This is a genomic window from Robiginitalea myxolifaciens, from assembly GCF_900115205.1.
Taxonomy (GTDB): Bacteria; Bacteroidota; Bacteroidia; order Flavobacteriales; family Flavobacteriaceae; genus Robiginitalea; species Robiginitalea myxolifaciens.
In genome coordinates, this window is the sequence record NZ_FOYQ01000002.1 from 919,480 (window position 1) to 936,403 (window position 16,924).

The window sequence follows — 16,924 nt, forward strand, 5'->3', positions numbered from 1 at the left end:
ATGCTACAAAAATAACACGATATCGGTCAAGTCCACTGGCAATCTGCTATTTTTATTGCCGTGATTTTAACACTACTCATTCACTGTCCGGATGCCCCGGGCATTATTAGTGCGGTAACCGGTTTCTTTCATAGCCAGGGAGGGAACATTGTGTACCTGGACCAGCATGTAGACAAACAAGCCGGGGTTTTCTTCATGAGACTCCAGGCCGAATTTGCCCGCGATCAGTATGGAGATGATACGGAAGGATCTTTTCTGAAGTCCCTGGAGGAAGATTTCACTTCTACCTGCGCCCGGCAATTTGGAATGGACTGGACCATACATCGCGAGGCCTCCAAAACCCGAATGGCGATTTTTGTGTCCAAATACAACCACTGCCTCTACGACCTACTTGGCAGGTACGAAACCGGGGAACTGCATACCGAGATTCCCTTTATCCTTAGCAATCATGACGACTGCAGACCCATTGCAGAACAATTTGGTATTCCCTATTACCATATTCCCGTAAATAAGGAGAACAAAGCAGAAGCCGAGGCCAGGCAACTGAGCCTGCTTAAAGAACACGACATTGACCTGGTAGTCCTTGCGCGCTACATGCAAATTATCGGACCGGGTCTAATCGGGGAGTTCACCAATAAGATTATCAATATCCACCACTCGTTCCTGCCCGCTTTTGCTGGTGCAAAACCCTATCACGCGGCCTTCAGGCGCGGGGTAAAAATTATCGGAGCTACGAGTCATTACGTTACCGAAGACCTGGACGAAGGTCCTATTATTGCCCAGGATGTGAGTCCGGTTTCCCATAGCCACAGCATTCCTGATTTTATTGCAAAAGGACGGGATCTGGAAAAAATAGTTCTGGCACGGGCCGTTCTCCTACATTTACAACACAAAACCCTGGTGTACGATAATCGCACTGTGGTTTTTGCCTGAAACCAGGGAATTTTGCATGTTTCCTGCAGGCTGCAGGGATAATTTCGAAAAAATCTAAGTTGTTAGATACTAAACGATTGTAAAGCTGCGTTACCATTCAAAGCGGCAGGAATTAAAAGTTTTTGTATCCGCATTATTTGAGTTAGTATTTTTGAGTTAGTTAGTTTGAAAAACCCCACATCCCCAGGATGCGGGGTTTTTTACGTTTATTCCCTACTGTCCCGGAGTAAAAGTTGATCGGGACTTACTTCCTTTAAGACTTTTTTAAGAAATCACATAGCAATTATCTTTAATTTCAAGGGAGCTAATTCATCAATCAAATCTATGAGGCGCAGCAATATCATATCGGGGCCTGGTTCGGTCTTGTTCCTATGGAGCTGGTGCCTCTTTCTTTTGCTAAGCCCTCAATCACTTGTTGCAGAGCGCATTACAGAATCGGAATTTTACACTCCGGATCTCGATCTCGCCTTTCAACCGATCCAGGAAAACCCCGGGCAACTATCCCTAAAAGATACCTTACTACAAGAACCCACAGCCGACGCAGTGGCGTATTATCAGCGTATGCTGGATTTTGGTGAAACTTCTCAAAAGATTCACGCTTCCCGTCAAATGGCTTTTCTCCTGGCCCAGGAAGGTAAAGCCGAAGCGGCTACTAATTTTGTGACCCAGTACCTGAATTGGGAATTTCGCCCTGAGGTCCTTGCCGATAGGAATTTTGACCCTATCCGAAATGAAGCAGCATTTCAGGAAGTAGTGGAGGCCTATTTACCCGAGCACTCCTTCTGGTCCTATTTGTACATCTATATAGGACTAATCGGAATTTTCATTGTGTCGGTAATCTGTTTTCAGCGGAAAGCAGAATTAGGGGGTCGCCTGCTTATCGGAGGCTTTGTCTTTATCCACTCTATTTTTATACTGCATATAGCCCTGGCTGTATCGAACTATCAATACGAAATCCCCCATTCCTACCTGAGCTCAACGGTATTTTCTTTTCTGTACGGCCCCCTGTTATACTTTTATTTCAAGCGGTCCGCCCAGGGATATACTTTCAAAGTAAGGGATCTGCTGCATTTGGTTCCCACCCTGATCCTCCTGGGCTATTTAATTCCGATTTACGGTCTTTCAGCAGCCGAAAAGCTGGATTTGATGCTCAGCCGGTACCGGGATGGCTTAAACCCGTCCGACTCGGCTAACCTGGTACTTATCGTCTCCCTTAAACTGACCTCCCTGGTTATTTACGGATGGTTGATCCGGCGGCATTTCCCGCAGATTGTCGGTAGTGCCAAACAGCCACCCAGAACCCATTGGGAGCAAAACATCTACCGCATCCATGTTGCCTACATTATTTGTTATGCTATCTACGGCGGACTTATCATTTACCGGATCAATTCCGGCCCCTTTTATCATGCCCAGGTAATCAGTATGGCATTGATGGTACTTTATGTAGGGTACTTTGCCAGTCTGAAACCAGAAGTTTTTGGATCTACCCTGGCATTCCAACCCTTACTCTTTTCCAAGTACAAGAAATCAGGCCTGACCCCCAGTTTCTCAAAAGAGTTGCGAGATCAACTGACCAAATTATTCGAACAAGAAAAAATATACCGGGAAAATGACCTGAACCTGGACCGGTTGGCAGACTTGCTGGACACCACCCGGCACAATACCTCCCAGGTGATTAACGAACACTTTAAAGTGAGCTTTCACGAGTTGATCAATACCTATCGTATTGCGGAAGCCAAGGAATTACTGCGTAACGATCCCCAGGGAAATCTTCAGATTATCGACATCGTTTACGAGGTTGGTTACAACAACAAGGTCTCCTTCAACAAGGCCTTCAAAAAGGACACGGGACTTACCCCCAGTGCCTTCCAGGAACGCGCTGCCAAACTCGAAGTAAAGCGGGCGTAAACATTAATCGGCGTCCGTAAACGTTGATAAGGCTTACCCTTCCCCCTGCCACATCCCGATACCTTGAATGAAATTTCGTGCCTTGCTGCACTGTTGTTTCACTCGGGAATAGCCAACCTACTTACTACGCTTACCACACCATTTACCCAGCTTTCCTAAGTGCGCATTGTTTCAAGTCCACGGCAAAACGCGCAACATTATGAAGTATTTAAAAATGACCCTGTGTCTGGCACTATTGCTGACCTTCGCCCCCTTGCAGGCACAGGAACAAAAAACAGTAAGCGGAACCGTTACCGACCAGGCCGGCATCCCGCTTCCGGGGGTTAACATTCTGGTCGAAGATTCCCAACGGGGTACACAATCCGATTTTGACGGGAATTACAGCATTCAGGCTGCGGCCGGGGAAGTCCTGGTCTTTTCCTACCTGGGGCAAGAGACCCAGCGCCTTACCGTGGGTGCCAGTAATCGCATTGACGTTGCCATGCAGGAAGATGCCACCGCCCTGGAGGAAGTCGTTGTGATTGGTTATGGTAATCAGGAGCAACGAAAAATCATCCAGAATGTCGGGATCGTAAAAGAAGAAGCTATTGATAATTTGGTGGTTACTTCCGCTGATCAGTTGCTTCAAGGGCAAACAGCCGGAACACAGATTGTAAATTCCTCAGGTGTCCTGGGGTCGGCTTCTGTAATCCGCGTCCGCGGGGTCAACTCCATCAACTCGGGGAGCCAACCCCTGATTGTTATCGACGGGGTGCCGATTACAGATACGGAAACCAATACGCTTAACCGTGGGGGGAATACGGGGATAAATCCGTTGTCGTACGTGAACCCGAATGATATCGAATCCCTTACGGTGCTCAAGGATGCCGGGGCTACTTCGATCTATGGTTCCCGGGGTGCTAACGGAGTAATTCTGATTACGACCAAAAAAGGACGGAAAAATCAGGCGGCAACCGTAACCCTCGATGTGAGTACCCAATATACCTCAGCCACGGATGTTCCGGAAATTCTTTCAGCCGATGAATTCCGAACCTTTAAATCCGAAGTGGCCAGCATTCAACAGGGCACTACCGTGACCCCAGAAGATTTGAATCTGGGTGCCTTGGGTTCAGGAGGAACCGATTGGCTGGCAGGCGTGCAACGGACCGGTATTTCGCAGAACTACAGCCTGGGGATTCGCGGGGGTACAGAAAACACCACCTATTTTATCGGGGCAGACTTCCAGGATACCGAAGGTTTCATCATAGGTAATAACCAGCAACGTTCCGGGGCCCGTATCAATCTGGAGACCGAAGTGAATTCATGGTTGACCGCCGGGATGAACCTCGGGGTCACGAATACCCGTCTGAATCGGGTAGGTGTTGAAAACAATACATTCGCTCCCTTTACCACGGCCTTCCTTCAGAGTCCGGTTGTCCCGGCATTCGACGACGAAGGCAATTTTGCTCAGTCAGGATCATTTATTCCGAACATCTTCGCCATTGTGGCCCTGGATACGGATGAACTCAAGACCTTCCGGTCTATCGGGAATTTCTACGCCGAAATTACCCCTTTCAAGAATGTTACCTACCGGGCCGATTTTGGGTTTGACAAACTGGAACTGGAGGAATTCCTCCGCTTTACAGATTTCAATACCCCGGGGGGTGCTGCACAACAGTTGAACGTCGCGGAAGATCGCTGGCTTACGAACCAGACGCTTACCTACACCAATCAATGGGGAGATCACAGTCTTACCGCTTTGGCGGGTCTGAACTACGAGGAAACCCTTAGAACCCGGTCTAACGTGAGTGTAACCGGTTTCCTGACCGATGACTTGCGAAACCTCGGGTCCGGATCGACCCCTACGATTCTCAATGGAGATCGCTTCCCTTCCCGTTTGTACGGGCTTTTTGGCCGGGCTTCCTATGATTATGCCGGCAAATATCTGGTAGAAGGTTCCCTGAGAAGGGATGGTTCCTCCCGATTTGGGCGGAATAACCGCTTCGGATATTTCTGGTCTGTAGCTGCGGGATGGGTATTATCCGAAGAGAATTTCCTGGCAGATGCTACCTGGTTGGATTATTTATCGCTCCGGGCCAGTTTGGGAACTGTAGGAAACGATCGCCTGGGTACCTTTCCTTCGCTGGGGTTATTCAACGCGGGCGCCATCGCAGACTATAACGGACAATCCGGGGTTATCCCGAATCAACCGGCCAATCCGGATCTGAAATGGGAAGAAAGCGAAACCCTGGATATCGGGATTCGTTCCACCCTTTTTAAGGGGCGTCTGACCGCGAATATTGCCTATTTCAAGAAGACTACCAGCGACCTGCTCCTGAACCAGGTGCTGCCTCCCCAAACCGGGTTTACCTCCATCTCTCGAAATGTCGGGGAAATGGAAAACCGGGGATGGGAATTTGATATCAGTTCGGTAAACGTGCGTACGGACAAGTTCGAATGGCGCACCAGCCTTAACCTAACGACAATCGACAATGAGGTACTCCGCCTAAACGCAGATGCCGCTACCGATGAACAGGGACGCCGAATCATTGACGGCCCCATTCAACGTGCCATAGAAGGGGAAAGCCTGAACAACTTCTTCCTGATCCGCTATGTCGGGGTTAATCCGGAAACCGGAGATGCCGAATGGCTCGACAAGGATGGCAACATTACCCTGAACCCCGGGTCGGGGGACCGGGTGGTAGCAGGAAGTCCACTCCCTGATTTCTCAGGGGGTATCACCAATACCTTCCGCTACGGAAATCTGGATTTGAGTATTCTGATGAATTACTCCTACGGAAACGATGTGGTCATTGACGGGCTGCGTTTTGCCGACGGTAATGATGCCATTGGAGGTATTGTAAATATCCGCCGTCAGAACCTGGATTACTGGCAAGCACCCGGGGACAGGGCCTTTTTACCTTCCCCAACCAGCAGCACCTTTAACCTGTTCAACCAGCGCTCTACCCTGCAGATGCTGGACGCTTCTTACCTCCGCCTTAAAAATGTAACCCTGGGATACAACCTGCCACAGCGGGCCCTGGATCAAATGGGAGGGATATTCAAAGGGCTTCGGCTCTACGTAACGGGTACCAACTTGTTTACCATCAAGCGGGATGAAATGAAAGGGATTGACCCTGAAGTTACGGATGACATTGATCCGCTTTTCCAGGGAGAATCCTTCTTTACCGCCCCGCAGGCAAAGAGCTATTTATTTGGTGCACGCATAACCTTTTAATCATGCAGCTCCTAATTCATTTAAAAAAAGAAATCATGAAAACAAATCATATACTAGCAACCCTGTTAGGCCTTTTCCTGCTGGTAGGCTGCGAGGACCGTTTGGATGTGGTCCCGGAGGACCAGGTAGCTTCTAACACGGTATTCAATAGCCTGGCCACAATCGACGGGGCCGTAGTTGGGATTTACAGTAAAAACCAGAGTGGAGACCTCAATGGGATGGCCCAGCTTACGTCCGACTTTATGGCCGACGACGTGAATTTTGTAGGAAGCTTTACCTCCCTGCAGGAAATTGATCAGTTCGAAACGCTGGCCACGAACACCTCGGTCGACAACATTTGGCTGGACGGCTACGAGCTAATCGGCGCTGCAAACAATGTCATTGAAAACCTGCCGTTGGTTTTCGATGTTCAGGGCGTCGATGAAACGGTTAAGGCTCAGTTTATAGCCGAAGCCAAATTCTTAAGAGCCCTAACCTATTTTCAGCTTGTTAACCTGTTTGCGCAACCCTATCAGTTCGCTCAGGGTGGAAACCTGGGAGTACCCCTGGTATTACAACCATTCGAAGGGGGAGACATCAGCAGCTTCCAACTCGAGCGATCTACGGTCAATGAGGTTCATGCTCAAATAGAATCGGATTTAATGGATGCCATTGCAGACCTTCCTGCGGATAATGGCGTTCGGGCAGAATCCGGATCGGCCAGAGCCTTGCTGGCAAGGCTATATCTCTATCGCGAGCAGTGGGCGCAGGCGGCCGCCCAGGCCGATATGGTAATCAGCTCCGGAAATTATTCCCTGGCAGCCGATTACGACTTCTATGACGACAACCCGGGTTCTTCGGAGCACATCTTTACGGTGGTAAATACCCCTTCCGACGGACCTCAGGAGGTTGCCGGCTCGGATGAAGTTTACGTGACCTTTTACAATGCAGCTCCCGGCGGGCGCGGGGACGCTCCTTTTAGCCAGAGCTTGCTCGATGCCTTCGCAGCAGAACCGGGAGATCGACGGTTCGATGAGCTTTCTGTTGCGGCTACGGATGCAGGAGGAAACAATACGTTTTTTACCACCAAGTATCCGGACATCGTCAATGTTGCCTCCGACGGAATGGTCCTGAGAATAACTGAAATGTACCTGATCCGGGCCGAGGCCAACTTAAGGGGTGGAAGCAATGTCGGGGATTCTCCGATCAACGATATCAATTTACTGCGCAACCGGGCCGGTTTGGCACCACTCGGAAGCGTCGATTTAGATGCCATCCTGAATGAACGGCGGAAGGAGCTGTGTTTTGAAGGTCATCGCAGGATGGATCTGTTGCGCAATAACCGGAATCTTCGTCCCGGTGGCGGTCCCGAGTCCGAGCCCGGGGCTAACAAGGTGATCTTTCCGATTGTTGAGGATGAAACCACAAACAATCCGAACATCACACAGAACCCGGGTAATTTCTAATTGCCTGTTCGGTTCGATTCCGGTTATTCCAACAGGCTCGCCTTGAGAAGGTGGGCCGTGAAATCCGCACCCCTGGGTGCGGATTTCTTTTTTCCGGTAAACCTATGGCGTAAACCACGCGTAAATAATCCTCGGATACGTAAACGTTTATCCGGTTTTACGCCTTTTCCTGCCGAAGGTGGTTATTTAGAGGTATCAATCAAAAAACGCGATGCAGCTCTGAGGTCTACTTCCCTAAAAGACTTTCGTCTCATTTTTTAGAGTAGTATTTGAATTAGCTATCTGTACTTTGGGGCTGCTTGTTTTTTGATTTCAGTCCCTGGAATAAATTCCATTGAACAACGTCTGAATCACTTCTCCTTCCTCATTCAAAACATCCCAGGTCTGACGCACGCTTCCGTCTTTTTGTAGGGTCCAGGTAATCCGGTGCTGCCGTGAATCCCCATTTGGGTCCTCATAGGACTCCGAAGACATTATCATAGCGCCTTCAGTTACATTGCCATAGAGCTTCAAAACATTACCGGCATTATCTACCCATACCTGTTCCCATTGCCCGGCTACGGTATTGTAATAATTGATGCTATTTCCAGTGGTACCTCCGGAACCTTTCCAATTTTCCCTCAGCAGACATCCATCCTGTAAGCGCTCAATACTATTTGTTCCCAAAAGATTCCCGGTAGCATCCCGAACATTCCATTCTCCTACCCAAAAATCAAAGGCCCTGTGATTCTCATCACAGCACGCACAAGGCTGCTGCTGGCCTTGCATTGGGTTACTCCATAGTACAGTAAATAGAACGACAAAAAAAAGGGGCTGACCCATCCATTTCACGCCTTTAGTTTTCATGACAATTCTCGTTTAAATGATGTGATTATAAGGTAGCCAGAAACTGCTAAAATGAAGTGAAAACCGAACGGGAATTGCCAGGTATTCAGGCGATAATGTTAAAAAAACGACAAATTACACGTTTTTTAGTCCAATCCACATGAAGGCCGAAATCTATAGGGCCGTTTGCGCCGTATATTTGTTATAAAAAGTGAGGCTATGAATTATCAATATTGCAAAGTTGGGGCAAGTACCCCTCCGGCCAAAGGTGTAGAAGGCGTCCGAGTTCTTGAAAACCGCTATCGGGAATTCAAAATGAAAGCGGAAAAAGCGGTTGCCAGCCAGAATCCTCTGAAAGACTTTTTTGAAGGTAAAGCGCGCTCTATGCAGCGTCTGATCCAGGAATGCGCCTAAAGGATCAGTTGAGCATTTTGTTCATCTGAGCCTGCAAGGTGGCAGCCTCCTGCCCTGCCCGTTGAGCAAAATCTGCTCCCTGGGAAGCATATATAATGCCCCGGGAAGAGTTGATCAATAACCCCACGCGTTTATTCATCCCATACCGGCATACTTCCTCCAAGCTTCCCCCCTGGGCTCCAACTCCGGGTATTAAGAGAAATGCTTCCGGAACTACCTTCCGGATATCGGTCAGAAATTCTGCCTTGGTGGCTCCCACCACATACATCAGGCGATCTGCATTTTTATATTGCTGCGTTTTTTCCAAAACTTCCAGGTACAATTGCTGCTGCCCCGCTATCGGCAGGGTCTGAAAATCAAAAGCACCCGGATTTGAGGTCAATGCGAGCAGTACCGCATACTTTCCCTCAAACTCCAGAAAAGGTTCTACGGAATCCCGGCCCATATATGGGGCAATGGTGAGGGCATCACACGGAATTTCTTCAAAGAACGCCTTGGCATATCGGGTAGAAGTATTGCCGATATCCCCGCGCTTTGCATCTGCGATAATTAAATGATCCGGATAATTTTGGTTCAAATAGACAACAGTTCGCTCTAAGGCCTCCCAGCCCTTAACCCCATATGCCTCAAAAAAGGCCGTATTGGGCTTGTAGGCCACGCAATACGGGGCGGTGGCATCAATTATGGCCTTGTTAAAGGCAAAGATTGGGTCTGGCTGTTGTAATAAATGACCGGGGATTTTTTCCAGATCAGTATCCAGCCCTACACATAGAAATGTCCCCTTGGAACGTATCTGATTTTCGAGTTGGTCTAGTGTCATTGAGGCAATATGAGCATCAAAGAATTTCGGAAGCTTCCTTTAGTTTTTCGGTATTCTCGACAAGCATGAGCTCATCGATAATCTTTTGGATATCCCCGTCAATGATATTCTGTAAATCGTACAGGGTAAGGCCAATCCGGTGGTCGGTTACCCGCCCCTGCGGATAGTTATAGGTGCGGATCTTAGCAGATCGGTCTCCGCTGCTCACCTGCGAATTCCGCTTAGCCGCGTCTTCCTCCTGCTTTTTGGCCAGTTCCAGGTCATACAAACGCGACCGCAACACCTTAAAGGCCTTGTCTTTGTTCTTATGCTGGGATTTCTCGTCCTGACATTGCGCCACCAACCCGGTTGGCAGGTGGGTAAGCCGAACAGCAGAATAGGTGGTATTCACTGATTGTCCTCCCGGACCAGAGGAACAGAAGTAATCGATCCGCACATCTTTAGGATCTATTTGCACATCGAAGTCTTCGGCCTCAGGCAAGACCATCACGGTTGCCGCACTGGTGTGTACCCGGCCCTGGGTTTCGGTTTGGGGGACCCGTTGTACGCGGTGTACCCCGGCTTCAAACTTCAAAGTTCCATAAACGTCTTCCCCACTTACTTCAAAATGGATTTCTTTATACCCACCACTGGTTCCTTCGCTCAGGTCAATGACATTGGTGCGCCATCCCCGGGATTCGCAATACTTCGTGTACATCCGGAATAAGTCTCCGGCAAAAATACTGGCCTCATCCCCTCCGGTACCTGCCCGGATTTCCATGACGACATCCTTGGCATCCTCAGGATCTTTAGGGATCAGCATCATTTTTACCTCTTCCTCCAGCGGGGGAAGGGCAGATTTGGCCTCATCGAGCTGCTGACGCGCCATTTCGACCATTTCGGGATCCGAGCCGTCCTGCAGGATTTCTTCGGCCTCTTCGATACGATTTTGCAATCGGATATATTCCTCTCGCTTGTCGACAATCGCTTTGAGATCCTTATACTCTTTGTTGAGCTGGATATAACGTTTTTGATCCGATATAATATCGGGCTGAATGATTAGATCAGAAACCTCGTCGAAGCGTTGTTTAACAATATTAAGTTTGTCGAGCATGGGTAATAACTTCCCGGCGAAGTTACAATTTTTTGAGCGCTCTGGGAGCAACGTTCCAGCGTGTTTCTATTACTCCAGGGAAAGGTCCAACCCACGGGACCAATACATTATTCCAGTAGCATCAGTGAGGATCGCCTCGGTGTCTCCAAGTAATTCCACCAGGGGGATTCCCTGTTCGGGACCAAGGACACCCAGAGCCAATCCCAGGCATTGGGCCAATTCGGCAGAACTTGCAAATACGGTAACCTGATCTACGCTTCCTCCCGGCCGCCACAGGAGCACAGAGGATTCAATAAGAGGAATCCATTTCAGGATTTGCCCCACATGATTGGGATCACTAATCCCCAAAAGCCAACGCTCTCCCGAAGCCTTCCGACCCCACACCCCTACCAGCCCCCCGGCGTTGATCATACCTCCGGGAACCTGCCGCATGCGCATCATATTACGAACTTGCTCTATCCCGTAACCTCGGGCAATACCGGTGATTTCCAACTGCATCGTTTTTTGCGGGAGACCAATTTTTCCGCTCTCGGGATCGAGAATCAGTTCGCGATAACTGTGGCTGGGCGTAGCCACGGGATCATAAGCCCCATCAGTGATTTCGGCGATACGAAGCGCGCGTTCCAGCAATTGATACACTTCATCGCCCACCTCAACAGGTTTTTGTCCCGCCCGACTATTGAGCTGGGAAATTTCAGAGGTTGCTATGGATGCTGAGGTCAGGTTTTCGATCCGTCGGAAGGTAGCAAAGGCCTCTTCCAGGAGCATATAGCCTTCCTCCTCGCTTTCACAAACCAGGGTAATACCAATTGAAGTTCCGAGGATTACTTCATTGCGATGTACGGCAACATGGGGGTTGTCCTGGGCACAGAGTCCCTGGAATACCAAAATCAGCCATAACCAATAACCTTGCCTGAGGTTCATAGGCAGATACAATTGCAGATCACCCGTTTGGGGTGATCCTGGATTATGGTTTGTTTGGTTGGTTACCTACTCCCGGTCTAAGATCAGGTCGCCTGATACCGGGAATACGTCCGGGTCTTATTCAAAAACCCGCAGTGAGTCCCCATTGAGTTCGGTGTTAAAAATCTTCAGGGGATTCTGGGTAATGTTATTGATCGGGGTACCGTTCTGCGAGAAACGAGATCCGTGAGTGGAACATTCAAAAATTCCTCCCTGGGTCTCCACAAAGGTAACCCCATCGGTTTGTTGGTGGCTGCACACCTGGCTGGCTGCAACAAAGTTGCCTTCCAGATTACGCGCGATAACGACAAAATTTCTGAGTATGAAATCCCCGGGGTTCTCCAGAGCAGCGCCATCCGTTCCGCTTAAATCAATCGTAAAATCGATTCCTTCCGGTACGGGTTGTGTTTCGAATTCCGGACCCTTGGTACACCCCTGGGTACATGGAAAAACCAATGCAAAAGCAGCCCCGGCTCCCAGGCTTTTTAAAAACTCCTTACGTTCCATAAGATTTGGCAATTTTTTGGGGAGGCCGCTCCCAAATGGCAGGGCCTTACAAAAAGAACGGAACTATCGGGTAATTCGTATTCTAGTAGTGAAATTCGCCTTTTTCGCTTCGGATAGTCAATTGGGTAGAATCACTGGCCTCAACACAACCAATAACCTGCGCGGGGATATCAAAGGATTCTGAAATTTCGATCACCCGTGACGCCACGGATTCTGGCAGGTAAACTTCCAGGCGGTGTCCGCAATTAAATACCTGATACATTTCCTTCCAATCAGTCCCTGACTCGCGCTGAATCAATTCAAAAAGCGGGGGAACGGGCAAAAGGTTATCCTTGATCACGTGCACCCCATCTACAAAGTGCAGGACTTTGGTTTGAGCCCCGCCACTGCAGTGCACCATCCCGTGAATTTGTTCCGGACTAAATTCCTCCAGTAATTTTTTAACTACCGGGGCATAGGTCCGGGTTGGAGAAAGCACCAGTTTACCGGCATCCAGGGGCGTCCCGGCGACCGGATCCTGTAGCCCTACGCTTCCAGAATACACCAAATCCGCAGGAACTTCCGGATCAAAACTCTCCGGGAATGTCTCCGCTAAGGTTTTGTGGAAGACATCGTGCCTGGCGGAAGTGAGTCCGTTGCTACCCATTCCACCGTTATAGGAGGATTCGTAACTGGCCTGACCATAGGAAGCCAGCCCCACGATCACATCCCCGGCCTGAATCCGGGCATTGTCGATAACCGCGTCCCGGCGGATACGGGCTGTTACCGTAGAATCTACAATTACAGTACGCACGAGATCCCCAACGTCTGCGGTTTCTCCTCCTGTACTGCGAATGCGAACCCCCCAGGAGGCAAGGTCCTCAATAAGTTCTTCGGTGCCCTGGATAATCGCCCCGATTACCTCCCCGGGAATTTTGTTGGCATTACGCCCAATAGTAGAACTCAGGAGGATTTCATCTGTAATTCCAACACACAACAAATCGTCAAGGTTCATGACCAATGCATCCTGGGCAATCCCTTTCCAAACCGAAAGATCCCCGGTTTGCTTCCAATACATATAGGCAAGGGAGGACTTTGTTCCGGCACCATCGGCATGCATGACCAGGCAATACTCCGGATCCCCGGTCAAAGTATCCGGCACCACCTTACAAAAAGCCTTGGGAAACAAGCCTTTGTCTACCTTGGCGATCGCCTTGTGGACCTCGTCCTTGGTAGCGGAAACCCCGCGTTTTTGGTAGCGTTCGGATGCGTTGGATGCCATAGATTCAGTGGTTTGCGCAAAAGTAAGGGTTTGGTTGGAAATTCACTTCAGTTCCCGACAGCTTCTGCGTTACAATACGGTTACTACTTTACAAAAAGGAGTTCGCGATACCGGGCCAGCGGCCAATCCTCCTGTCCCAGCAATCGTTCCAGCTTATCGGCGTGCAGGCGAATCTGCTCAAAATACGGCAGTACGGAATTGCAATAGGCTCCAGCCCTGTCGGCCACATCCTTGAGTTTATTCGCCTGTTTCCGGGCTTCGGTCATCGCGTCGGTGTGCTTCTTTACTTCCTGCAGATGACTGGCGAGATCTTCGAGCAGGGTAAGCTGTGCTTCGGCAAGCTCCTTGTGAACCGCGCCATATACCTCTTTCATGCCGCGAATATTCTCCAGCAAACGATTCTGATATTTTATGGTAGCCGGGATTACACTTCCATAGACCAATTCATGGAGGACCCGCCCTTCGATCTGGGTTTGCAGGATATAAGTCTCCAATTCCACCTCACGACGCGCCCTGAGTTCCGTCTCAGTCATTACCCCCATACGCTTGAAGGCCTCAAGGGTTTCGGGGGAAGTAAGGACTTCCAGGGCCTGGGGTGTTGCGCGGTTATTGCTCAACTTTCTGCGGCCGGCTTCAGCCGCCCAGGCGTCGCTATACCCGTCCCCATCAAAACGAATGCGCTTGCTGGCTTTGATGTATTCCCGAAGTACATTAAAGATCGCCTCATCTTTTTTGAGCTTTTTCTTTTCGATCAGGGTGTCGACCTCGCTTTTGAATTCCTGCAGCTGCAGGGCAACAATGGTATTGAGGACCGTCATGGGTTTGGCGCAGTTGGTTTTGCTACCCACCGCCCGGAATTCAAATTTATTTCCGGTAAAGGCAAACGGGGATGTGCGATTGCGATCCGTATTATCCAGGAGGATTTCCGGGATCTTACCCACTACATTGAGCTTGAGTTCCGTTTTTTCTTCCGGGGACAATTTCCCGCGACTTACACCTTCGAGCTCATCGAGTACCTGGCTGAGTTGTGTTCCTATAAAGATGGACATGATTGCCGGCGGGGCTTCATTGGCCCCCAGGCGATAATCATTGCTTGCCGAGGCTATTGAGGCTCGCAGCAAGGCTTCAAAACGGTCTACGGCACGGATGGTATTGACGAAAAAGGTCAGGAACTGCAGGTTCTTCATGGGGGTGCTTCCCGGGCTCAGCAGGTTGGTCCCGGTATCCGTACTCAACGACCAGTTATTGTGCTTACCCGATCCATTGATTCCCGCAAAGGGCTTCTCGTGGAAAAGTACTTTTAAGCCGTGTTTTTCGGCAACCTTTTCCATTACATCCATCAGGAGCAGGTTGTGGTCTACCGCGAGGTTGGCCTCCTCAAACACCGGGGCCAGCTCATATTGATTGGGGGCAACTTCGTTGTGCCGGGTTTTGACCGGGATACCCAGGAGTATGCATTCGGTCTCCAGTTCCCGCATGAATTGCAATGCCCGGGACGGGATAACGCCAAAGTAATGGTCGTCTAGCTGCTGGCCTTTTGCAGCCGCCTGTCCCAAAAGTGTACGGCCCGCCAATACCAGGTCCGGACGGGTCGCCGCCAGTTCGGCATCTACAAGAAAATACTCTTGCTCCCAACCCAGGGTCGCGTTTACCTTATTGACGTTTTTATCAAAATATCGGGCTACCGCAGTAGCTGCTGTGTCCACCGCCTGCAGGGCTCTCAGCAATGGAGCCTTATTGTCCAGGGCTTCTCCGGTATAGGAAACAAATATCGTCGGAATGCACAGGGTGCTTCCATAGACAAATGCCGGGGAAGTGGGGTCCCAGGCGGTATACCCCCTTGCTTCGAAGGTATTGCGAATACCCCCACTCGGGAAACTACTGGCGTCAGGCTCCTGTTGAACCAGTTGACTTCCACCAAATTTTTCAATAGCCTTCCCGTCGGGCAGCAAGTCCAAAAAGGCATCGTGCTTTTCTGCCGTGGCTCCTGTCAGGGGCTGGAACCAGTGGGTATAGTGTGTAGCCCCCATGGAAATGGCCCAGGTCTTCATGGCTTCGGCCACCTGATCGGCAATTTTTCGATCGATTTTAGATCCGGTTTGGATCGCATTATTCACACTTTCATAGGCTTCACGCGTAAGGTTCTGAAGCATGCGATCCTGGTTAAAAACCTTGTTTCCAAACCAGTTGGATCGGCGGGAAGTTTCCTCCGGAGAAGGAGAAAACTGACCGTGAATTGAAGAATTTTCCGGGGTATTGAATAAAGACATACGAATTGCTATTAATAGGCAGGACAGCAAAATTACATATTTCACATCATACCCCCGAAAAATTTAATTTTTTGCAATATGCCCCTCAAAAAATAGGGGTGTTAATAAATATTACTTGATTTTTAATAATTAACCCCCCTCTTAGTATAGAGGAGTGATTGAAAATCATATTTTTGACGGTCACAAAAAGAAACCATAAAAAACCATTTGGAATCATGAGCAAAGCAAAATTAGAGTATATCTGGCTAGATGGATATACCCCCACAGCCAACCTCAGAAGTAAGACTAAAATTGAAAGCGACTTTAGCGGAAAACTCGAAGACTGTTCAGTATGGGCTTTCGACGGAAGTTCTACCGAGCAAGCCGAAGGAGGATCTTCTGACTGCCTGCTGAAACCCGTAGCCATCTATCCCGATCCGGGACGCGAAAACGGTTACCTCGTAATGTGTGAGGTTCTCAACCCTGACAGCACGCCTCATGAGTCCAATTCCCGGGCTACGATTGCCTCAGACGTCGACGAAGACTTCTGGTTCGGATTCGAGCAGGAATACTTTATTATGGATACCGCTACTGACCTTCCACTTGGATTTCCTCCCGGAGGATATCCAGGACCACAAGGGCTGTATTACTGTTCCGTTGGTGGGAAAAACACCCACGGACGTGAGCTCGTTGAGCGCCACGCCGATTACTGCCTGGCAGCTGGCCTGAACTTCGAAGGAATCAACCAAGAAGTAGCATGCGGACAGTGGGAGTTCCAGATTTTTGCCAAAGGAGCAAAGGCTGCCGGAGACCAAATTTGGATTGCCCGCTATCTTTTAGACCGACTGACAGAAGACTACGGCTGGTATATTGAGTACCACCCAAAACCTGTTAAGGGTGACTGGAACGGTAGTGGTATGCACGCCAACTTCTCCAATACCCTGCTCCGTACCGCAGGATCCAAAGAGGTTTACGAGAAAGTATGTGAAGCCTTCCGCCCGGTTACTAAAGAACACATTGCCGTTTACGGTGCTTACAACGATGAGCGTCTGACCGGTAAGCACGAAACAGCTTCTATCAAGGACTTCAGCTTTGGAGTTTCTGACCGTGGAGCTTCTATTCGTATTCCAATTATGACCGTAGAAAAAGGATGGAAAGGATGGTTGGAAGATCGTCGTCCGGCTTCTAACGCAGACCCATACAAAGTAGCTGCCCGTATCATCCAAACAGTGGAGAGCGCGGACGTTTAAGCCTTCCTTGCTAAAAATAAACCCCGGCCCAAAAGCCGG

13 protein-coding genes are annotated in these 16,924 nt (G+C 49.5%); 6 read left to right on the top strand and 7 right to left on the bottom strand.

Annotated features, from left to right (window positions below):
- Nucleotides 1-60: 60 nt before the first annotated feature.
- The 4 genes from purU to BM318_RS12150 all read left to right on the top strand — a co-directional run bounded on the left by purU (nucleotide 61) and on the right by BM318_RS12150 (nucleotide 7,503).
- Nucleotides 61-933: a formyltetrahydrofolate deformylase gene (gene purU / locus BM318_RS12135; protein ID WP_092982856.1), complete on the top strand. Its 873-nt coding sequence runs from the start codon at nucleotides 61-63 to the stop codon at nucleotides 931-933.
- A 324-nt stretch (nucleotides 934-1,257) separates the two neighbouring features.
- Complete coding sequence (locus BM318_RS12140) at nucleotides 1,258-2,841, top strand: helix-turn-helix domain-containing protein (RefSeq protein ID WP_245759827.1); 1,584 nt, start codon at nucleotides 1,258-1,260, stop codon at nucleotides 2,839-2,841.
- Nucleotides 2,842-3,040: 199 nt separating this feature from the next.
- Nucleotides 3,041-6,058: a SusC/RagA family TonB-linked outer membrane protein gene (locus tag BM318_RS12145; protein WP_143099973.1), complete on the top strand. Its 3,018-nt coding sequence runs from the start codon at nucleotides 3,041-3,043 to the stop codon at nucleotides 6,056-6,058.
- 35 nt (nucleotides 6,059-6,093) lie between these two features.
- The gene (locus BM318_RS12150; protein WP_177218310.1) at nucleotides 6,094-7,503 is read left to right on the top strand and encodes a RagB/SusD family nutrient uptake outer membrane protein; all 1,410 of its coding nucleotides are present in this window, start codon (nucleotides 6,094-6,096) and stop codon (nucleotides 7,501-7,503) included.
- 312 nt (nucleotides 7,504-7,815) lie between these two features.
- Here the strand turns inward: BM318_RS12150 and BM318_RS12155 are convergent, their stop codons facing one another.
- The gene (locus tag BM318_RS12155; protein ID WP_245759828.1) at nucleotides 7,816-8,349 is read right to left on the bottom strand and encodes a hypothetical protein; all 534 of its coding nucleotides are present in this window, start codon (nucleotides 8,347-8,349) and stop codon (nucleotides 7,816-7,818) included.
- A 198-nt stretch (nucleotides 8,350-8,547) separates the two neighbouring features.
- On the opposite strand from BM318_RS12155, the gene BM318_RS12160 reads away from it, so the two are divergent.
- Nucleotides 8,548-8,742, top strand: a complete 195-nt coding sequence (locus BM318_RS12160) for a hypothetical protein (protein ID WP_092982860.1) — start codon at nucleotides 8,548-8,550, stop codon at nucleotides 8,740-8,742.
- 4 nt (nucleotides 8,743-8,746) lie between these two features.
- Here BM318_RS12160 and pyrF read toward each other — a convergent pair whose 3' ends face one another.
- The 6 genes from pyrF to BM318_RS12190 all read right to left on the bottom strand — a co-directional run bounded on the left by pyrF (nucleotide 8,747) and on the right by BM318_RS12190 (nucleotide 15,656).
- A complete protein-coding gene (gene pyrF / locus BM318_RS12165) occupies nucleotides 8,747-9,562 on the bottom strand; it encodes an orotidine-5'-phosphate decarboxylase (protein WP_092982861.1) in 816 nt (271 codons plus the stop codon).
- A gap of 16 nt (nucleotides 9,563-9,578) precedes the next feature.
- Nucleotides 9,579-10,655 carry a peptide chain release factor 1 gene (gene prfA / locus BM318_RS12170; RefSeq protein ID WP_092982862.1) on the bottom strand — a complete coding sequence of 359 codons (1,077 nt, stop codon included), beginning with the start codon at nucleotides 10,653-10,655 and terminating at the stop codon, nucleotides 9,579-9,581.
- A 69-nt stretch (nucleotides 10,656-10,724) separates the two neighbouring features.
- Nucleotides 10,725-11,579 carry an FAD:protein FMN transferase gene (locus BM318_RS12175; protein WP_092982863.1) on the bottom strand — a complete coding sequence of 285 codons (855 nt, stop codon included), beginning with the start codon at nucleotides 11,577-11,579 and terminating at the stop codon, nucleotides 10,725-10,727.
- Between the two features lie 117 nt (nucleotides 11,580-11,696).
- On the bottom strand, nucleotides 11,697-12,125 hold the full coding sequence (locus tag BM318_RS12180; protein WP_092982864.1) for a QcrA and Rieske domain-containing protein: 429 nt from the start codon (nucleotides 12,123-12,125) through the stop codon (nucleotides 11,697-11,699).
- Between the two features lie 82 nt (nucleotides 12,126-12,207).
- Nucleotides 12,208-13,386 carry an AIR synthase related protein gene (locus BM318_RS12185; RefSeq protein ID WP_092982865.1) on the bottom strand — a complete coding sequence of 393 codons (1,179 nt, stop codon included), beginning with the start codon at nucleotides 13,384-13,386 and terminating at the stop codon, nucleotides 12,208-12,210.
- Between the two features lie 83 nt (nucleotides 13,387-13,469).
- A complete protein-coding gene (locus BM318_RS12190) occupies nucleotides 13,470-15,656 on the bottom strand; it encodes a glutamine synthetase III family protein (RefSeq protein WP_092982866.1) in 2,187 nt (728 codons plus the stop codon).
- A 215-nt stretch (nucleotides 15,657-15,871) separates the two neighbouring features.
- Between BM318_RS12190 and BM318_RS12195 the strand changes: the two genes are divergently transcribed.
- Entirely contained in the window at nucleotides 15,872-16,885 is a 1,014-nt protein-coding gene (locus BM318_RS12195; RefSeq protein WP_092982867.1) for a glutamine synthetase beta-grasp domain-containing protein, read from the top strand.
- The last annotated feature ends 39 nt before the right edge of the window (nucleotides 16,886-16,924 follow it).

Bases quoted from the DNA above. Each gene is read 5' to 3' on its own strand.
- prfA (WP_092982862.1), bottom strand. From the start codon at position 10,655: ATGCTCGACAAACTTAATATTGTTAAACAACGCTTCGACGAGGTTTCT.
- BM318_RS12185 (WP_092982865.1), bottom strand. From the start codon at position 13,386: ATGGCATCCAACGCATCCGAACGCTACCAAAAACGCGGGGTTTCCGCT.
- BM318_RS12180 (WP_092982864.1), bottom strand. From the start codon at position 12,125: ATGGAACGTAAGGAGTTTTTAAAAAGCCTGGGAGCCGGGGCTGCTTTT.
- BM318_RS12155 (WP_245759828.1), bottom strand. From the start codon at position 8,349: ATGAAAACTAAAGGCGTGAAATGGATGGGTCAGCCCCTTTTTTTTGTC.
- BM318_RS12145 (WP_143099973.1), top strand. From the start codon at position 3,041: ATGAAGTATTTAAAAATGACCCTGTGTCTGGCACTATTGCTGACCTTC.
- BM318_RS12140 (WP_245759827.1), top strand. From the start codon at position 1,258: ATGAGGCGCAGCAATATCATATCGGGGCCTGGTTCGGTCTTGTTCCTA.
- BM318_RS12195 (WP_092982867.1), top strand. From the start codon at position 15,872: ATGAGCAAAGCAAAATTAGAGTATATCTGGCTAGATGGATATACCCCC.
- BM318_RS12160 (WP_092982860.1), top strand. From the start codon at position 8,548: ATGAATTATCAATATTGCAAAGTTGGGGCAAGTACCCCTCCGGCCAAA.
- BM318_RS12175 (WP_092982863.1), bottom strand. From the start codon at position 11,579: ATGAACCTCAGGCAAGGTTATTGGTTATGGCTGATTTTGGTATTCCAG.
- pyrF (WP_092982861.1), bottom strand. From the start codon at position 9,562: ATGACACTAGACCAACTCGAAAATCAGATACGTTCCAAGGGGACATTT.
- BM318_RS12190 (WP_092982866.1), bottom strand. From the start codon at position 15,656: ATGTCTTTATTCAATACCCCGGAAAATTCTTCAATTCACGGTCAGTTT.
- BM318_RS12150 (WP_177218310.1), top strand. From the start codon at position 6,094: ATGAAAACAAATCATATACTAGCAACCCTGTTAGGCCTTTTCCTGCTG.